An 18,636-nucleotide genomic window follows, 5' to 3' on the forward strand; every position below is an offset into this window, starting at 1 on the left:
GTGTCCACCGCAAGTCTGTCAAACGCGAGATCTTCGTCCGAGTTATCGGTCAAGACGTTTCCGCTGGAGCGTCCCGCGCTGCGGGTGCGTCATCGCGGTACGCGTTCGCGTTCGACACCAACCAACCTTGCGACTCAGCAGACTTCGGAATCACTGCTTCCTTATTTCGTCGCCGGTGACGAGAACCGTTTGGCCGCGTTCGTTTGCCAGAGTGACTCCGCTTTTTCCTACGGTCAGCCGTTGTTGTTGATAGGCGACACCGGGACGGGCAAGTCAGCATTGGCGTTGCACTTGGCTGCCCGTGAGTGTTCCGCCAAAGATTTAGGGGACTCGATCGGATCGGTGAAATACTACACCGCAGCGGACTTTGCCCGTGACTACGCCAGCGCCGTGGATGCTGACGATCTGATGCCGCTAAGGGCGATCGTTGATGGGGCACCGATCCTGATCATCGACGATTTACAAGGGTTAGCGGGCAAGGCTGCGGCTCAAGAAGAGCTAGCGATTCGCATCGATGGTCGCCTCGCCAGTGGCAAGCCGACCATTCTGACCTGTCGACGCTTGCCATCGGAAACCGCTGGGATCAGACCCCGTTTGGCCAGTCGGACCCTGATGGGCCTGACGGTGCCCCTGCGTCCTCCTGCGGGCGATACCCGGATCACGTTGCTCAGAGAGATCTCTGTGATGCGTGGACTGCAGATTTCGGACGACCTGTTGCGTCTGTTGGACGCCGGATTGCCGATGGATTTGCCCGTTCGTTCACTCGATGCGGTCGTCAAACAAATCGATTTGCTTTGTCGAATGAACGAGTGCCAAGTCGATGCCAAGACCGTCTCTGGGGCGATCGAGTCGCTTCGACAGGGTGACGAAGTTGAGATTTCCAAGATCGTTCGTGTCGTCGCTCGGTTGCTGGGACTTCGATCCAACGACCTCCGCAGCAGCACTCGCAAGCAGTCCGTTGTGCGTGCTCGTTCGCTGGCGATGTATTTGAGTCGTCGGATGACGACCAAGAGCTTGGACCAGATCGGCAAGTACTTCGGCGGTCGCGATCACTCGACCGTTCTGCACGCCATTCGCAAGACAGAATCTTTGCTCGCTACCGACGCCGAGTTGTCTCGTGCCGCCGCCGATGCGGCCGACAAGCTCTCCGGCTAGGTATTTTTCCTCACTATTTCCGACACTTCTCGCTGATCGCCACCCCGCTAAACGCTTTCACCACTGGTTCCCAGGCTCCTGCCTGGGAACCCTATGATTAGTAGGCTCCTGCCTGCCGATCTGCTGACAATTTCCAGGCTACGCTGATTTTCGCGAGGCAGAGCCTCCATGGCAGTGCGTTCCCTGGGGTGAGCCTGGGAGCGAGTGTTCTGCGGGGTGCCTATCAGCGAGAAGTGTCCTATTTCCACCTTTTTTTTCGGTGGAAAACCTGTCCGCTACCTGTTCATCTGGCGTCAGACTTTCTTCGTTGGACCTGTCGTTTTCTCCTCAAGGTCTGTCAATGAATGTTGGTAAGTGGCGTTTTGACGAACCTTCAATCAACGCCGCACTGACATGTTTTCCACTCTCCCGACTTTTTCCCAACTTGTTTCTCCGTCTTGACTTCCAGCCGCCAAAGTCGAGTTACTGACACGATTCGCCACGTCATTAAGACGACGAAGATAAAAAGAAATATCTTTATCATCATGCTGTCCCTGATCGCTTTGACTGCTGGCAAACAAACACGTCGTTCGGGAGGTGCGAGAAAGCCTGGCAGGCGTTAAAACATGCGTCGAACGTTCATCAACAATGCCGACCGATCGTAGGATCGTTTCTCGCTTCTGTGTTGCTCCATGAAAATCACTTGTTCTCGCGAACCGCTCACCGCTGCTTTCTCGTTGGCCGCCAGCATCGCTCCCACACGGTCTCCCAAGGAGATCCTACAGAACGTCAAGATCACTGCGTCGGGAGGCAAGTTGACGCTCACAGCGACCGACATGGAGGTCGGGATCCGGCTTGATATCGAGGAGGGTGTGGAGATCGAGGTCGAAGGCACCGCGTTGCTGCCGGTCGGCCGAACCAACGCCATTTTGCGAGAAAGCAATGACGAGACGTTGACGCTGGAGACCGACGACTCCGGTGTGATCGTTCGCGGCAGCCGCAGCAAGTTTCGTCTACCGGGAAACAACCCAGACGAATTTCCACCGGTGGGAGCGTTCGAGGAGGACAAGTACCACGTCATCTCGACGCGATTGTTTCGGACGATGGTCAAGCGGACTGTTTTCGCGACCGACACCGAGAACAGCCGCTTTGCACTCGGTGGGGTGCTGTTGGAACTCACCGGAGACGAAGTCATCGCAGTCGGCACCGACGGGCGTCGGTTGGCTCGGATGGAAGGCAAGGGCGAGTCAGTCGGTGGTCATGAGACCACCGGGACCAGCACCATCGTACCGACGCGAGCCATTCAGTTGATGGAGCGTGCCTTGGATGAAAAGCAAGACACCGTCGACGTGGCGGCCCGAGCGAGCGACTTGTTGCTCAGAACCAACAACGCGGTGATCCATTCGCGGTTGGTCGAAGGCCGATATCCCAATTGGAGACAGGTGTTTCCCAAAAGAGACGACGCGGTGATTTTGGACATGACCGTGGGTCCATTGTTCGCAGCTTTGCGACAAGCTGCGATCGTGACCGATCACGAGAGCCGCGGAATCGATTTCACGTTCGCCGATGGAACGCTGAAACTGGAGGCCAACACCAAGGATATCGGTGAGTCGCAGATCGAATTGCCGATCGCCTATGACGGAGACCCGATCACGCTGACGATGGACCATCGTTACGTGGCGGATTTCTGCAAGGTGCTGGATGCCGAAGCGAGCTTTCAGTTGGAAGTCGAGTCGTCAGCTGCACCAGCCTTGTTGAGTACCGACGATGGCTATGGTTACGTGATCATGCCGATGGCCCGAGACCGATAGTGTGTGAACGATCGTGGCCAAAAAACGCAAGCCGGTCGAGAAAAAGGAACGACAACCGATCCAAAAGATCGGAGCGTTGGTCAACCAACTGCTCGCCCGCAGGGGCTACGCGGCGATCGAAGTCAACGAGCAGTTGCACGCAGCGATAGCATCAGCAGTCCCCGGTGAATTGGGCGATCAAATCATCGTCGGGCGAATCAGCCGCGGCGTGTTGCAGGTTTTCGCGACCGACTCGGTGGTCTTGCAGGAAATCACCTTTCAGAAGCGGGCGATCCTGAAACGGATTCAAAAGGAATTGCCGCAGTCACAAATCACCGACCTGCGTTTTCGAATCCAAACCGCATGAAACACAGCAACGTGATCCGATGTGATGACGGAGTCAAACGGTGCTGGTGGTGCGTCAGCGACCCGCAGTACATCGACTATCACGATCAGGAATGGGGCCGACCGGTCACTGACGAGATCCGTTTGTTCGAGAAACTTTGTTTGGAGGGATTTCAATCGGGTTTGAGTTGGCTGACCATTCTCAAAAAACGAGAGAACTTTAGAAAGGCATTCGCCGGGTTTGATTTCGAAAAAGTGTCACGATACGGGGACAAAGACGTGACGCGTTTGATGGCCGATGCGGGCATCGTTCGCAATCGAGCGAAGATCGAGGCAACGATCAACAACGCACAGCGGGCGTCGGAGTTGGCAAACAGTGGTCGCTCGTTGGCGGGTCAACTGTGGCAGTTTCGACCGGCCCGATCACCGGTTTTGCGCAGTCGCGATCAAGTCCAGGCAACGACACCGGAATCGATAGCGATGAGCAAAACGCTTCGCAAACAAGGTTGGAAATTCATCGGTCCGACGACCTGTTATGCATTGATGCAAGCGATGGGAATGGTCAATGATCATCTGCGAACCTGTGATCATTGGCAGCAGGTCGAGCAAGAACGCAAGGCATTTGAACAGCCGTCATAGCATGGGCGGCAAAAAGTCGATACCGAATTTCTCGCCGATAGCAGCCATAGCGATCGGATCCGGTGGAGCATCGACCGGTATCTTGGCAAACTCAAGGACGAAATCTTCGAAACCGGCCGGGTGACATGTGATCAAGAGCTTGCCCGGTCGATCGGACGTGTTTCGAAACTGATGAGCGATCCCCGGAGGCGCGATCAAGAAAGAACCGGGACCGGCATGCACGGTGTCGTCGCCGATCGCAAAAACGAAGTCACCGTCAATCACATAGAACGTTTCGGACTCCCTGTGGTGTCGGTGACAGGGCGGACCGGCACCGGCGGGAACCACGGTTTCCAGAATCGTGCAAACACCATTGGTGTCCGCTGCAGTGGCTTTGATCGTGATTTGATCGCCGCCCAAGACCACGTAGTGATCGCCTTGCCCAGAGTCGACAACCAATTTTCGAGAAATCATGACCCGCTCACTCTAGATTGTTTTGTGGTTGGTGAGAGACCGTAGTACGGTAAAGGAATCATCGTAGCGGAACATGACAAGAAAGATTTGGATTCCCCATGAAAATCGAATCGATCACCTGGACGTTTGTCTGCCAAGCAGGGCGTTTGGAGAGGGAAGCCAGCGTGTTGGCAGCTAGTCTTCGTCAGTTCCTCGGTCCGCGGGCTCATTTGATCGCGACGCTGCCGCATTCGTCATCCGTGACACACGATGACGCATTTGAGTCGATCACCCCGGCGGTGCGAGCTTTCTTGCAAGAGTTGGGTGTGCGGTTGACACCTCAACTCAATCCGCTGCTCAAATCACCGGGCACACTGCCAGACCTGCTGATGAACAAAGCCTATGCGTTGAAAGCGGACCCAGCGGCAAAGGTCGTTGTTTTCTTGGACAGCGACCAGTTGTGTCACGGCGTGCCACAGTGGACTGATTTTGCTGTGCCGTTCTATGGGCGAGCGGTTTTTTTTTCAGGAGCCGCTGCGATGCAGGGACTGTGGGAACAAGCCTACGAAGCATGCGAGGTGACCATGCCGAATCATCGCATCGTGGTTCGCAAGCGAGACGGCACTCATCCACCGATCGTTTGTCCGGCATATTTCAACAGCGGATTTCAAGCCGTCCACCAACCATGGATTGAGCCGTTTGTACAGCAGTACGTGGATTGTTATCAGCGTCTCAAAGTGATCGATCTCTTGGGCGAGGCGAGATATTTCACTGAACAGGTAGCGATGGCGATCGCGGTGGCAAAAGTCGGAATCCCCTATCAAATGGACACGCAGCGAATCAACGAGAGCTTTCGACACTACTACAGCACGTCCATCTTGGCGTCGCTGCCCCAGCACTCACGATTGGTTCGACAACTCTGTCAAGTTTATCCACCGCTATTGAGCATCTTGCAACCACATTCAGAGTGGGACGGTGTTTTATCGGCGGATCACAGCACTTCCAGTGCGAGCTGATCGGCAGCCAATTGCAACTCCAATTCACTATCAACGGATGTTGCCGATCCACTTGGCGGAGTCGTCCGTTGTCGTCTGATTTCATTGACAACGAACAACGCGTCGTCCGCCGAGACACGACCGTCGGCATTGGTATCGAGCAGACCCATCTCTTCTTCGGCGTCACCAATGAGCTGATCCAAAGCCAATCGATTGATGACCGCCAGGGCATCCGAAGCGGTAACCACTCCGTCGCCATTGGCATCACCTGAGATGGGAGTGGCAATGGGAGCGGCGTTGGTGGCGTTGGTGCTGCCGTTGGAGAAAGAAATGCCATTTGGTGCGAGAGTGAAATTGAGAGGTCGCGATGACCGCGAGCCACTCATGTCCTTGAACAGGCCGGTGCCCGGATTGGTTAAATCGCTTGTATAAAGTTCACGGTCACCGCTAGCATCCAGAGCGCTAAACAGCAGTTGATTTCCGAGGGTGGTTAAATTCTCGGGCTCACCACTGTCAGAACCATTGAGGTTCTTGACCAACACGGTACCGGATTCTGTTCCATCTGTTTTGAACAATTCGCGTTGAACACCGGCGGAAGCCACGAAGACCAACTCGCCGTTGAATTCGGTCAGTTCAACGGGATTGGCACTGTTGTTGTTATTGAGATTCGCCACCATCACGGTGCTCGAGGACGGGCCAGTCGTGACGAACAGCTCGCGTTGATTGGCACTGGAGTTGGCGGCAAAGAACAGTTTGCCATCGACAACGATCAGCTCACTGGGGCTAGCGCTAGCAGAGCCACCCAAGTCACGAACAAGGCCAGTGCTGGCAGCAAAACCATTGCTTTTGAACAATTCGCGTTCACCGCTGGGCAGCATCGCGGTAAAGAATACCTGGCTGCCGTAGCGAGTCAGGTTTTGCGGATCAGCCGAGACGCTGCCCGAGAGGTTCTCGACCAACACCGTCCCAGAGGGAGTGCCATCGGACTTGTGCAACTCACGTTCTCCACTGGCCGTTACGGCAGAGAAAAAGAGGGTGTCTCCAACGACCGTCAAGTCTCTGGGGTCAGCATTCACGTCTCCAGAAAGATTAACGATCGGTTTGGTGCCGGCGACGGTTCCATCGCTAACAAACAACTCTCGTTGATTCGCACCGATTTGAGCGGCAAAGTAAAGCAGTCCACCCATCTCAACCAAATCGGTTGGCTGGCTGCTGACTGATCCAGCGAGATTCTCGACCACATGGGTTCCGGCAAAGGTTCCATCGCTGACGAACAGTTCACGTTGACCATCCGAGCGGTTGGCGGCAAAGAACAACTTGCTACCGACGCGAGTCAATTCTGTGGGATTACTGGAAACCGAGCCGCCCAAGTCGCGAACCAATTGTGTTCCAGCGGGGGTGCCATCGGACATAAACAATTCACGTTGGTTGGCAGACGTCATTGCCGAAAAGAACAACCGATCGCCCACGAGTGTCAAATACTCGGGTTGCGCGGAGATCGAACCGCCAATATTGGTAAGCGGTTTGGTGCCAGCTACGGTGCCATCGGAGGCGAACAACTCGCGTTGATTATCAGCAGTCACGGCGGTGAAAAAGTAGCTATCTACCAGCGGAAAGCTATTTGGGACGGCGATGAAATCACGTGGTTTGGAGGAAACATCACCACTGAGATTGGTGAGCATCTCGGTGCCCGCACTCGACAGGTCGCTAGTGAAGACTTCGCGTTGTCCGTCGCCAGTGGTCGCCACGAAAACCAATTTTCCTCGGACGGAAGTCAACTGCTGCGGTTGACTACTCACAGAGCCGGCAATGTTTTTGACCAGTTCCGTGCCAGTAAATGTGCCATCGCTTCGGAACAGTTCCCGTTGGTCACCGGACGAGGCAACAAAAGCGAGCATGCCATCAACTTCGGTCAGCTCGACCGGATCAGCACTGGCACCGCCGTTGAGGTCTTTGACCAACTGGGTGCTTAAAGCAGTCCCCGTCGTGACAAACAGTTCTCGCTGTGTGCTGCTGGAGTTGGCGGCAAAGTAGAGTTTTCCATCGACCACGGTGAGTTCGTCGGGGCGAGAGCTGACACCACCGCCAAGATTCGTCACGATTTCAGTGCCCGCAGCGGTCCCGTTGCTCTTAAACAGTTCACGTTCGCCGTTGGCCAAACTCGCCGTGAAAAAGACTCGGCTACCCAACCTAGTTAGGCCGACCGGATCAGCAGATCGGGAGCTGCCTAGGTTTTCAATCATCTTCGTGCCGCTAGCGGTGCCATCACTCTTGAATAACTCACGTTCGGTGCTGTTGATCCGAGCGGTGAAGAACAAGGTGTCACCCACGGCGATCAATTCTTGCGGATTAGCATTCAGATTGCCGGAAAGATTGACCAACGGTTTCGTACCAGCAAGTGTGCCATTGCTGACGTGCAACTCACGCTGGTTGGCTCCAATATTGGCACTGAAGTAGAGCTCTCCTTTGAAGGCGGTCAGCCATTTTGGATCACTCGCTACGGTGCCAGCGAGATTCTCCACCAGGCGTGTTCCGACCGAGGTTCCATCGGTGACGAACAGTTCCCGTTGGCCGTTGTCCATTTCGGCAGAAAAGAAGATTTGGTTGCCGACCTTCGTCAATTCAGCAGGTTTGGATGGAGCGTTTCCAGAGAGGTCCTTCAGTAGTTTAGTGGAGCTCGGGGTGCCTTCCGATACAAAGAGCTCACGGTCACCATTGGACGTCAGCGCGGTGAAGATGATTTGATCACCCAACAACGTCAGGTCGGCAGGATTGGACGCCGTGGCGCCGGAGAGATTTGCCAGCAGCGCGGTGTTGTTTCCGCTGCCGTCGGAGGCGAACAGCTCACGTTGTCCATCGGGAGTTTCGGCGGTGAAGTAGAATTTTCCGCTGCTGTTGCCATTGCCGTTGAATCCGCCGCCAGGATTGCCACCGCCGCCTCCGTTGTCCACAGCGGCGATAGCAGCCTCGGCGTTGACCAATCCGAATCCGGTGTCAAAGTCGAACCCGGGGGAAAGCATGTCGATCGCGGTGATCTGCAGCGCGGTGTTGATCTGGGCCGGAGTGAGCGAACCAGGTCCGCCGGCGGCCTCCAACATCAGAGCCGCGACAGCAGCAATGTGTGGGGCAGCGGCAGAGGTACCAGGAAAGTTGGGAAAACTGTCGTTGTCAGGATCATTGCCGGCAACGAAGAACGAAGTATTGGTGTTGTCCGGGCCGGTCACGATCGGCTGTTGTCGGACTTCAGGAGTTGCTAGGCGGTTGCCCGCAGTGTCAAACAAAATCGGTAGTCCACCGGCGGACGTCGTGGGTTGTGGCGAGGGTGGATTGGTTCCAAACGCTGGTGTGTCACGGTAGTCGGCAGCGGCGATACCTGCTCCGCCGATCGCTTGATGGTGTCCGTAGAGCGTGCTGCTCTGCGTATCAAATTCGCCGATGTCAAATCCAGAGCCAAACGCTAGGTATTTGACCACACCAGGTGTGGGACCGCCTGCGGGAAGATATCGCGCAAGTAAAATGTTAAAGAACCGAGCTTGACTGCTCATGTTCGAGATTTCAACGATTTCAATCGCGTCTTGGCCAGTGTTTTGCAAGTCACTCTTGGCGACCATCAACTGGGTCTGGAAATCGTAGACAAAGATGTCCATGTCGTTGGCCGCACCGGCTCCACCGGCCGAAGCAAACGGTTGGTCCCACTGAAAAATCAGCGTTGCGGATCCGCCTGGGGCGAGGGCGACAAGCTGAAACCCGTCAGTATTGGCCGAGGGGTCAAAATCGTGAGCTACAAAATCGCCATTTGGATCGGGGGTGATCACACCGGATGATGAAATATGAGCGCGAGTCCCATCGGTTCGGAACACACTTTCGTAGGAGTCACGCCCTTGGTTGCCTGCTGATGAAAAGAAGGGCACTCCCTGGGCGACCACTTGGGCGGCAGCCTGCGCGATGATCCCGTCTTGAAAGAAGGGTTGCGCGAAATTGGACACGTCGTCGACGATCACATCAGCCCCAGCCGCAGCAAGGTCCAAGATGCCCTGGGCAAAGTTCGCCGGTCCTGCAAACCCGGTGTGAAAAGCCAGCTCGGCAGCCGGCGCGATGTCATGGATCAGCTCCAACATCGCGCGGCCTTCGTCACTATGGTTGGCGTTAACGCCATTGGGTTCATCTTCTAAGACTTGTACCGGTGTGGTGAATCCGTTTGGGTTGCCAGGACCCGGCAAGTTCCCGCTGGCGATCCCGCCTGCGGCACCACCACCGCCCGAGTTCTTGTCAAAGCTGTCCGAGATCACGCCGATCTTGAGCCCCGATCCGTCCACGTTGAAGGTCGCCCGCGCGATGTCGGATCTCATTGCCGCGTCGGCTTGGTTGCTAACCGTCCCCACATTGGAGATTGACGGATAGATCGGGCGGATGAAACGTACCGACTCTAGTGCAGAAAGGTCATCCAGTTTGATCGGATCGATCGATCCGCTGAGGATCTTTCCAAAGAACCCGTTCTCGATGAATCCGGTCCCCAGCAGATCCATTCGCAACGAATCCAGATCGGTGTCGGCGATGATTTCGATCAACACATCGCCGTTTTGATTGACCAGCAGTCCTGACTGCTGCACTGTGCTGGAAAGGGTCTCGACGCGACTGGTCACATTGGGACCGAACGACCTGCCGGCAACTTGGTAAACGTCGAAAAGGTCTTGCCCGATGACACGAGCAACCGGATCGTGTTTGGTCGGGATGAAGTCCGGTGCCGCGTTCGATTCAGCCAACGGCGCCGAGTCGATCGCAAAATCGGCGGCCGCCAAGTCAGCCAGGCTAAGTGTCGTGGATTGCAGAATCTCCGATGAGAAGCTCAGTTCCGCTGCCAACAACAGCCGCGATTCCAGCATTTCCATGCGAAGCCGCGGGCCGGGTGACCGGCGAAGGGAGTTTTTGCGGGCGTGAGAACGGAGAATGGCTGGGCGTCGCATGGTGATGTGGCCTCAAAAACAGCACCGAGCTAATGGCTCAAATGCGGTTGGCAGTGGGACGTTTTCTGAAAGAGGGCAAGTGCTCAGATCGATAGCAAATGACCCCCCGCCTGGGAATGAATAAGCAAAATATTCCGCATAACCGGTACCTTCAAGGATGAAATCAACCAAAGCGGGGCTTTGGCGCAGGTTTCACAACTTCAGGGCCAGGCTTCAGTGTCAGGGGATACCAGAGGGGAACGAAGCAGAACGAGTGGGCTTCCCCAAAAAATCCGTTGGCCTTGCGAAAAATCGCTCCACAAGCCACACTCTGACCCTTCCAAAAATCGATGTGTGACCGCCGAAACGGGATTGGCCCGTTTCGGAGCCCTGCCGAGTCTTTGATCAGCCAGTGAACTGGCGAATCCATCGGCACGATCTTGGATCACACCCGGCGTCGCTGATTCTGACCTTTGTCATCTCCAGCGTCAGCCCAAACCCCCTACTGCTGCATCAGCGGCGAAAGAAAACGGATACGAAATGGCACGTTATACCGGTCCCAAAGCACGCGTGAATCGTCGTCTCGGAACGCTCATTTATGAAACCGCCGGTGCTGTTCGAGCACTCGATCGCCGCAACACGCCGCCCGGCATGCACGTCCGCGGACGTCGCCCCAGCAACTACGGTTTGGCATTGATGGAGAAGCAAAAGATCAAGCACTATTACGGCTTGGGCGAACGCCAACTGCGTCGTTATTTCGATGCGGTCGGTCGCAAAGCGGGCAATACCGGCGAGTTGTTGCTGTTGATGTGTGAGCGTCGTCTGGACAACGTGGTCCGCCGAGCCGGCTTCACCAAGACACGTCCACAAGCCCGTCAGGGAATCACCCACGGACACTTCTGTGTCAACGGCGTTAAAGTCACCAAGCCGAGTTTTCTGTTGCGTCCCGGTGACATCGTCGAAGTCCGCGGTCGTGAAAACCTCAAGAATCTTTACCGAGGCGTGATCGCCAACGCATCGCCCGATCCCCTGGACTGGGTGGCATTTGACAGCGAAGGCCTCAAGCTGACCGTTCTCGGCCTGCCCGGACCGACGGACATCAGCCTGCCCGTGGACGCCAATAGCGTCGTCGAATTCCTGTCTCGCTAGTCGCCGGCTTGCCAATCCCTGGCGACCATCTCGGGTCGCCCCGGTTTTGGCACGGCTTGCCAATTTGAACTTCGTCGTTCGCAAGACGGATGGTGCGATGACGATGGTGGCACGCATAATGGCGTGGGCGGTTTTGATCGTACAGGCGGGGGCGGTTGGAAAGTAACATTCCAGATCCCATCACATAGATTTGACCCACACAGATTCGACCCACACAACGCGAAGTTTTCTCTCATGCATTGTCCCGTCGTAGTTCTTGGTGGCGGACCCGGTGGATACGCCGCCGCATTCCTGGCCGCCGACGAAGGTTTGGATGTCACGATCGTCGAGGCCGAACCGCGACTGGGCGGTACCTGCTTGCTCAGAGGATGCATCCCCAGCAAAGCCCTGTTGCACGTTGCCAAGGTGATCCACGAAGTCGATGACCTACGCGAGAATTGGGGCGTCACCTACGACGGAGCCCCGAAAATCGATGTCGACAAAGTACGAGCACGCAAGGACCAAGTGATCAGTAACCTGACCGGCGGCCTGGCCAACTTGGCCAAGCGACGAAAGGTGAAAGTCATCCAGGCCCGCGGCAGCTTTGTCGATTCCACCACTTTGGCATTGGAGGGTGATCACGAATCCATCCCAGAAAGCCGCCGAATCACGTTCGATCACTGTGTGCTGGCAACCGGCAGCGTGCCCGCCATGCCGCCCGTGTTTGACATCGGCAGCGACCGCGTGATGGACAGCACCGGCGCACTGAAACTCGTCGACATCCCCGAAACACTGCTGGTCATCGGCGGTGGATACATCGGTCTGGAAATGGGCAGCGTCTACGCACAGCTCGGCTCTAAGGTTACCGTCGTCGAGTTAGCCGAAAGCCTGCTGCCGGGTGCCGACCCCGATCTCGTCAAACCGCTGGCCAAACGCATCGACAAGTTGTGCGAGGGCCGAGTGCGGTTGAACACCAAAGTCGGCTCGGTGGCCGAGGTCGGTGACAAGGTCGAAGTCACCTTCGAGGGACCCGCGCACTTCGGGCACGAACAATTCGACCGCGTCCTGGTCAGCATCGGACGTCGCCCGGTCACTCGCGGACTGGGTTTGGAAAACACCAAGGTCGTCGTCAACGCCCGCGGTTTTGTCGAGTGTGATGCCTCGCAACGCACAGCCGATCCTCACATCCTGGCCATCGGAGATGTCGCCGGCGACCCCATGCTGGCACACAAGGCCACCCACGAAGGACGCGTGGCGGCGGAAGTCATCGCGGGCAAACCAGTCACCTTTGACAAAGTTGCCATCCCCGCTGTGGTTTTCACCGATCCTGAAATCGCTTGGGCGGGTCTGACAGAGTTGGAAGCCAAGCAGCAAGGTCGCGCCGTCGATGTGGAGGTCTATCCGTGGGCCGCCAGCGGTCGCGCCCAAGCCCTCGGGATCACTGACGGGCTGACCAAATGGCTCGTCGATCCGGAAACCAATCGCGTGCTCGGTTGCGGCATCGTCGGCAGCGGTGCCGGTGAGCTGATCGCCGAAGCCGTGTTGGCGATCGAGATGGGATGCGAGGTACACGACATCACCGAAAGCGTTCACCCGCACCCCACGCTCAGCGAAACGCTGATGAACGCCGGCGAAGTCCACTTCGGCACCGCCACCGAAATTTACAAACCCAAACGCCACTGAAACGTGACATCAAAGGGGTCAGGCCTCTTTTCGCCGTCCCGTTTCCATTGCCTGTTATCATTGCCCAGCCATCGATCATGACCAAACGCGTCTACATCAAAACCGTCGGCTGCCAGATGAACGTTCTGGACAGCGAAATGGTCGTGGCGGATTTGAAACGCCATGGCTACACCATCGTCGATTCGCCCAAGGATGCGGACTGTGTTTTCTACAACACTTGCAGCGTCCGAGAGCACGCCGAAGAAAAGGTGTACAGCGCTCTGGGCAAGATCCGCGAAGCCAAGGATCGCAATCCCGACAAGCTGATCGGCGTGATGGGATGCATGGCGCAAAAAGATCAAGAGATCATCTTCAAACGTGCACCCTACGTCGACATGGTGATCGGACCGGGCCAGTTGCACACCATTCCCGATTTGATTGAAAAGGTTCGCAGCGGCCAAGGTCGCCAAATGGCGGTCTCGCTCGGTCGAACCGACGGCAAACAGGCCATCGTTGCACGTAGCCACGAAACCTTCGATCCGCTTCGTGATCCCACGATGCGGCCGACACCTTTCCAAGCGTACCTGCGGATTCAGATCGGTTGCGACAAGTTCTGCACCTATTGCGTCGTCCCCAACACACGTGGACCCGAACAGGGACGTCCGCCAGAGCAGATTCTCTCCGAAGCACGCATCCTTGCCGACCAGGGCTGCCGTGAAATCACGCTGTTGGGTCAAACGGTCAACAGCTACAAATACAAGGACGGCGATCACACGACCGACATGACGTCCCTGCTCGAGCAACTGCACGAGGTCGACGGAATCGATCGGATCAAGTTCGTGACAAATTATCCCAAGGACATGACCGAGCGATTGCTGATCGCCGTTCACGAGCTGCCAAAGGTCTCGCCGTACTTGCACGTGCCCGCACAAAGCGGTAGCGACGATGTCCTGAAGCGGATGAAGCGCGGCTACACGATTGCAGACTACATGGAGATGTTCGAAAGGATCGAGCGGTTGGTCCCCGAAGCCACCGTCAGCAGCGATTTCATCGTGGGCTTCTGTGGTGAAACCGAGGAAGATTTTGAAAAGTCCGTCGCCCTGATCGAGCGTTGTCGATTCAAGAACAGCTTCATTTTCCAATACAGCGTCCGACCGGGAACCAAAGCATCGGAGCGTTTGGTTGACGATATTCCTCGCGAAGTCAAAGCGGATCGCAATCATCGTTTGCTGGAAGTTCAAAACCGCGTCGCCCAAGAAGAAAACGACAAGCTGATCGGTCAAACCGTCGAGATCTTGGTCGAAGGTCCGAGCAAGAAAGGGCAAGACGCCGATCCCGACAGCGCGACCGTGCAGATGATCGGACGCACGCACTGTGACCGCATCGTCGTGTTTGATGGAAACCGTCGCCAAGCGGGACAGTTCCTCAAGATCCATGTCGACGACGCCAGCAGCCACACTCTGGTCGGCCGCGTTCAAACCGTCGATGTCGTGACAATCGGTATGCCGGGCTGACGCTTTCGGACACCGCTTTAGGCGTTGTCGGTTTTTAACTGAAATACGAATGAAAGTGTGAGCCGTGGGCCGTTAGGCACCGGGCCATTAGCCATCAGCCACTGGGTTGTCCGTTTTGCCCGCCCGCTTACGCGTCGCGGCTCAATCAATTCAAACGGACCGGTCCACGGCCGAGTCATCCCTTTCGAATCACCGCACGACCGCGATACCGAGCTACCAAACCGCCATGACCACCACGTCACCCGACACCAAGATCATCACCCGTCAGTTTCAAAACGGGATGACCGTTTTGATCCAGCCCATGCCTTGGCTGCGAACCGCGGCGTTCTCCGTTTCAGTCGGCGGCGGTTCGCAATGCGAGACGCCACAGCAAGCCGGCTTGGCTTCGCTCGTCTGCGAGATGGTGCAACGCGGTGCCGGGCATTACTCCAGTCGTGATCTGGTCGCGGTCCAAGACAACTTGGGGCTCGATCGCAGCGGTGGTGTCTCCACCGGCACGACCTCCTTCGGTGCCGCAATGCCAGCAGAATCGCTTCTTGATGCGATCGCCTTGTACGCCGACATCCTGCGCCGTCCCCACTTGCCCGCCGATCAACTGCCCGACGCGCAGATGATGATGATCCAAGAATTGCGGGCGATGGAGGATGAACCGACCCAGCGAGTCATGCGGCGACTCCGAGAGCTGCACTACGGCTGGCAACTGGGACACAGCAACCAAGGAACGATCGAGACCCTGCAGTCCTTTGGTCCCGACGACGTGCGTCAGTACTATCAACAACAGTACCACGCCGGCGGCTCCATCCTCTCCGTTGCCGGCAACGTCAATCCCAACGACGTGCTGGACAAAATCGAAGAAGTCTTTGGCGACTGGAAAACGCTGGAGGTTCAGCGCGATCCACCGGCTGCCGGCCAAGCCGTCTACGAACACATGCCGGCCGAAACAAGTCAAACACACATCGGTTTCGCGTTTCCCAATATCCAGTACGGTCACAAGGATTACTTCCGCATGCGTGCGGGAATCGGAATCCTCAGCGACGGCATGAGCAGCCGGCTATTCGATCGCGTCCGCGAGAAACGTGGTTTGTGCTACACGGTGTCCGCGAGCTGCCATTCGCTGCGCAACGTCGGTGGTGTCTTCGGTTATGCCGGCACCACGCCGGCGAGAGCCCAGGAAACTCTGGATGTGACGCTCGGCGAGATCGCCAATTTCACCAAGGATTTGGAACAAAGCGAGTTGGATCGCTGGAAAGTCCGCATCGAGAGCGGCTTGATCATGGAACAGGAGTCGAGCTCCTCTCGTGCTTCATCCCTGGCCAATGATTTCTATCAGATGGGTGCGCCGATGGAGACGGCTGAGCTGGAAGCGATCATCGAATCATTGACTCTCAGCGACGTCAAGAGTTACTGGCAAGATCACCCGCCCGCCGATTATCGCATCGTCACATCCGGCCCCGAACCCCTCAACGTCCCCACGAACTGACTGGTTATTGTCGCTCGACTTTCCCAGTCGACAACGCACGCGACGAATGACCCCAACATTTTCCACAACCTAACAGACAGAATATCCGATGCCCGATTTTCGACACGCGACATTGCCCAACGGATTGGAAATCGTTGCCGAAACCGATCCTCGCAGCTACTCCGCAGCGTTCGGCTACTTCGTTCGCGCCGGTTCACGAAACGAGTTGGATTGCCAGTCGGGCTTGAGCCATTTCCTGGAACACATGATGTTCAAGGGAACGGATCGCCGCAGCGCCGAAGACGTCAATCGCGAACTCGACGAGCTCGGTGGGCAAAGCAACGCCTACACGACCGAAGAACAAACGGTTTACTACGCGACGGTGTTGCCGAAGTTTCAGGATCGCATCATCGATCTGCTCTCGGACATGATGACGCCCAAGCTCGATGCGTCCGAATTCGAGACCGAGCGTCAAGTGATCTTGGAGGAAATTGCAAAGTACGAAGACCAACCGCCCTTTGGCGCATTCGAACGGGCCATGGAGGTTCACTTCGGGCCCCGAGGTTTGGGTCGTCGCGTGTTGGGCACCAACGAATCCATCGCGGCCATGTCGGCGGCACGGATGAGAGATTATTTCAATGCCCGATATCGTCCCGAAAACATCGTGCTGGCGGCATCAGGCAATGTCGACTTTGACGGTCTGGTCGCAACGCTGGAACAAAAGACGGCCTCCTGGGGCGATCGACCCGCCGGTGAGGACCTCGGTAGCGACGATACCAAATCGCTACCCGAAGGAATTTCGATGGATACCGTTTTGCCCATCAGCGACGCCGCACAAGGCTACTTGGTCCGCATCGCACCGGGACCCGCCTCCAATGACCCAGACCGATACGCCAGCCGATTGCTGGCCGCAATCTTGGGCGACGAAGGTGGCAGTCGGCTGTTTTGGGATTTGATCGATACGGGGCGTGCCGAAGTCGCAACGGTTTGGCCGCAGGAGTTCAGTGACACCGGCGCATGGTTCACCTACCTCGTCTGTGCACCAGAAGACGTCCAGAGCAACCGTCGCATCATCGACGAAACCATCGCCTTTTTGATCGACAAAGGAGTCGGCCAGGACGAACTCAAACAAGTGATGAACAAGGCGTCCGCGGCGATGATCATGCAGAGCGAACGCCCAAGCAATCGGCTGTTCGGTTTGGGCAGCCGCTGGCTGACCCATCGCGAGCACATCGGGTTCGACGAATCACTTGAGCGACTGCGAGCCGTCGACGCCGAAGCCATCGTCCGCGCCGCGAAGACCTATCTTGCACAAACGCCCACCGACATCCAAGCCGTCGCGCCACTGGCAACGAGCTGAAATTTGAACGTGGGGACAGGTTTGCAACCTGTCAGGTCCAAACGATTGACCACAAACCTGGGGCGATCAAAGTTTCGGGTAGCGGCACTGTGGCGCTCCGCAGGTTTTTGTCAACTCTCCCGGCGCAGTTGGGGAGGTTGCGTTGCGCAAACGGCACAAGGCGTATGATTTTTGTTTGGCCGTTTGGTGATGTTCGTTTTCGACTTGGAAAGTCGAACGACAATCGTCGCTCGACTTTCCAAGTCGATAGCGTGCCCCGCCATGCGTTTTACCATTCCCAACCATTGACTCGCGCAGACAGGCCCCCTCCCTAGCATTCGCCTCAGCGGCTAATCGCGACCTCCGCCAAGTTGGGGGAGGTGACAGTGGACAAGATCATTGACTGGTGCACGGGACTCGTAACCTCGTCCACTACGAACTGCCCGGCCCGATTGACTATTTCACTCAAGAGACGATCGCATCAAGATTTTCACCGACCACCATCCGCATCAGCGATCGCAAACGGTGAAGGAGCCAATCCCGCTTCCAACTCCAAATGCTGCTCACGCTGCTTTTGCATTCGATCAACTCTTCTAGCAAACCCGATCAAGCAGAATGGTGTGAGCAACGCACCGACCACACCGGGAATCAGTGACCAGGCAATCGCATAAAATTGAAAGCCCGAGATCAAAGTCGTCGGGAGGCATCCCGTGACGAATCCGCAAAAGGATGCCAACAACAAGACCTCGCGTCCCGAGATCGGATGAAGTGGAGAACGTTTGGAGGCAAAAATTCCATAGCTCAGCGGAGTGATCAGGACCGTGGGAATACCAGCCAGGATCATTCCCGCAATGAATGACCAGAAGCTCATCATGAGAAAGACACCCAAGACATCTGTTCCGATCCCTCCTTCGCTCAATGCCACCAGGGCTACCGTCGCTGCGCTGCCCAATCCAAAAACTCCACCGGCGAGCGTGACCGCCAGCATGATGCGACCTACGATCTGAGGTCCGGTCACGCCATCGACTTTGATCGCCCGCGATGGCGTACCCAATTCCGCTGACGGAGCGTAGGGGTTCGTTTCGAAAGGGTCAGAGGGTGGCATGACCCCAGTTTACCGCGTCAGATCCCTTGCGGAAACGAGATTTTGATCCCGGACCACTAGCGGATCAGAATCCTGGATGATCAGAAGACCGCCTGCTCGCTATAATCAAGGCGTTCTGGCAGCAAGACGCCCTTCTTTCTCACCCCTTTGC

13 protein-coding genes are annotated in these 18,636 nt (G+C 56.6%); 10 read left to right on the forward strand and 3 right to left on the reverse strand.

Annotated features, from left to right (window positions below; all coding sequences use genetic code 11):
• The 4 genes from Pla52nx_RS00005 to Pla52nx_RS00020 all read left to right on the forward strand — a co-directional run bounded on the left by Pla52nx_RS00005 (window position 1) and on the right by Pla52nx_RS00020 (window position 3,908).
• The gene (locus Pla52nx_RS00005; protein ID WP_146522998.1) at window positions 1-1,155 is read left to right on the forward strand and encodes a helix-turn-helix domain-containing protein; all 1,155 of its coding nucleotides are present in this window, start codon (window positions 1-3) and stop codon (window positions 1,153-1,155) included.
• A 671-nt stretch (window positions 1,156-1,826) separates the two neighbouring features.
• Complete coding sequence (dnaN, locus tag Pla52nx_RS00010) at window positions 1,827-2,945, forward strand: DNA polymerase III subunit beta (RefSeq protein ID WP_146522997.1); 1,119 nt, start codon at window positions 1,827-1,829, stop codon at window positions 2,943-2,945.
• 13 nt (window positions 2,946-2,958) lie between these two features.
• A complete protein-coding gene (locus Pla52nx_RS00015) occupies window positions 2,959-3,291 on the forward strand; it encodes a DUF721 domain-containing protein (RefSeq protein WP_197455033.1) in 333 nt (110 codons plus the stop codon).
• Entirely contained in the window at window positions 3,288-3,908 is a 621-nt protein-coding gene (locus tag Pla52nx_RS00020; protein WP_146522995.1) for a DNA-3-methyladenine glycosylase I, read from the forward strand. Before Pla52nx_RS00015 ends, Pla52nx_RS00020 begins: the two co-directional genes overlap by 4 nt.
• Here the strand turns inward: Pla52nx_RS00020 and Pla52nx_RS00025 are convergent.
• On the reverse strand, window positions 3,903-4,361 hold the full coding sequence (locus Pla52nx_RS00025) for a cupin domain-containing protein (RefSeq protein ID WP_146522994.1): 459 nt from the start codon (window positions 4,359-4,361) through the stop codon (window positions 3,903-3,905). The genes Pla52nx_RS00020 and Pla52nx_RS00025 overlap by 6 nt on opposite strands.
• 98 nt (window positions 4,362-4,459) lie before the next feature.
• On the opposite strand from Pla52nx_RS00025, the gene Pla52nx_RS00030 reads away from it, so the two are divergent.
• Window positions 4,460-5,356, forward strand: a complete 897-nt coding sequence (locus tag Pla52nx_RS00030) for a hypothetical protein (protein ID WP_146522993.1) — start codon at window positions 4,460-4,462, stop codon at window positions 5,354-5,356.
• Here Pla52nx_RS00030 and Pla52nx_RS00035 read toward each other — a convergent pair.
• The gene (locus Pla52nx_RS00035) at window positions 5,332-10,299 is read right to left on the reverse strand and encodes a dockerin type I domain-containing protein (protein WP_146522992.1); all 4,968 of its coding nucleotides are present in this window, start codon (window positions 10,297-10,299) and stop codon (window positions 5,332-5,334) included. The genes Pla52nx_RS00030 and Pla52nx_RS00035 overlap by 25 nt on opposite strands.
• A 519-nt stretch (window positions 10,300-10,818) precedes the next feature.
• Here Pla52nx_RS00035 and rpsD point away from each other — a divergent pair.
• From rpsD to Pla52nx_RS00060, 5 genes are all read left to right on the forward strand, one after another.
• Window positions 10,819-11,427, forward strand: coding sequence for a 30S ribosomal protein S4 (gene rpsD / locus Pla52nx_RS00040; protein ID WP_146522991.1), 609 nt, complete (start codon window positions 10,819-10,821; stop codon window positions 11,425-11,427).
• Between the two features lie 234 nt (window positions 11,428-11,661).
• Window positions 11,662-13,089 carry a dihydrolipoyl dehydrogenase gene (gene lpdA / locus Pla52nx_RS00045; protein ID WP_146522990.1) on the forward strand — a complete coding sequence of 476 codons (1,428 nt, stop codon included), beginning with the start codon at window positions 11,662-11,664 and terminating at the stop codon, window positions 13,087-13,089.
• A gap of 77 nt (window positions 13,090-13,166) precedes the next feature.
• Window positions 13,167-14,582, forward strand: a complete 1,416-nt coding sequence (miaB, locus tag Pla52nx_RS00050; RefSeq protein WP_146522989.1) for a tRNA (N6-isopentenyl adenosine(37)-C2)-methylthiotransferase MiaB — start codon at window positions 13,167-13,169, stop codon at window positions 14,580-14,582.
• 226 nt (window positions 14,583-14,808) lie between these two features.
• Window positions 14,809-16,062 (forward strand): M16 family metallopeptidase, encoded by a 1,254-nt coding sequence (locus Pla52nx_RS00055; protein WP_146522988.1) that lies wholly within the window; start codon window positions 14,809-14,811, stop codon window positions 16,060-16,062.
• 88 nt (window positions 16,063-16,150) lie between these two features.
• Window positions 16,151-17,401, forward strand: a complete 1,251-nt coding sequence (locus Pla52nx_RS00060; RefSeq protein ID WP_146522987.1) for a M16 family metallopeptidase — start codon at window positions 16,151-16,153, stop codon at window positions 17,399-17,401.
• Between the two features lie 469 nt (window positions 17,402-17,870).
• Here the strand turns inward: Pla52nx_RS00060 and Pla52nx_RS00065 are convergent, their stop codons facing one another.
• Window positions 17,871-18,485 (reverse strand): hypothetical protein, encoded by a 615-nt coding sequence (locus tag Pla52nx_RS00065; protein WP_146522986.1) that lies wholly within the window; start codon window positions 18,483-18,485, stop codon window positions 17,871-17,873.
• Between the last annotated feature and the right edge of the window lie 151 nt (window positions 18,486-18,636).

Origin of the sequence: Stieleria varia (genome assembly GCF_038443385.1) — a bacterium.
Taxonomy (GTDB): domain Bacteria; phylum Planctomycetota; class Planctomycetia; order Pirellulales; family Pirellulaceae; genus Stieleria; species Stieleria varia.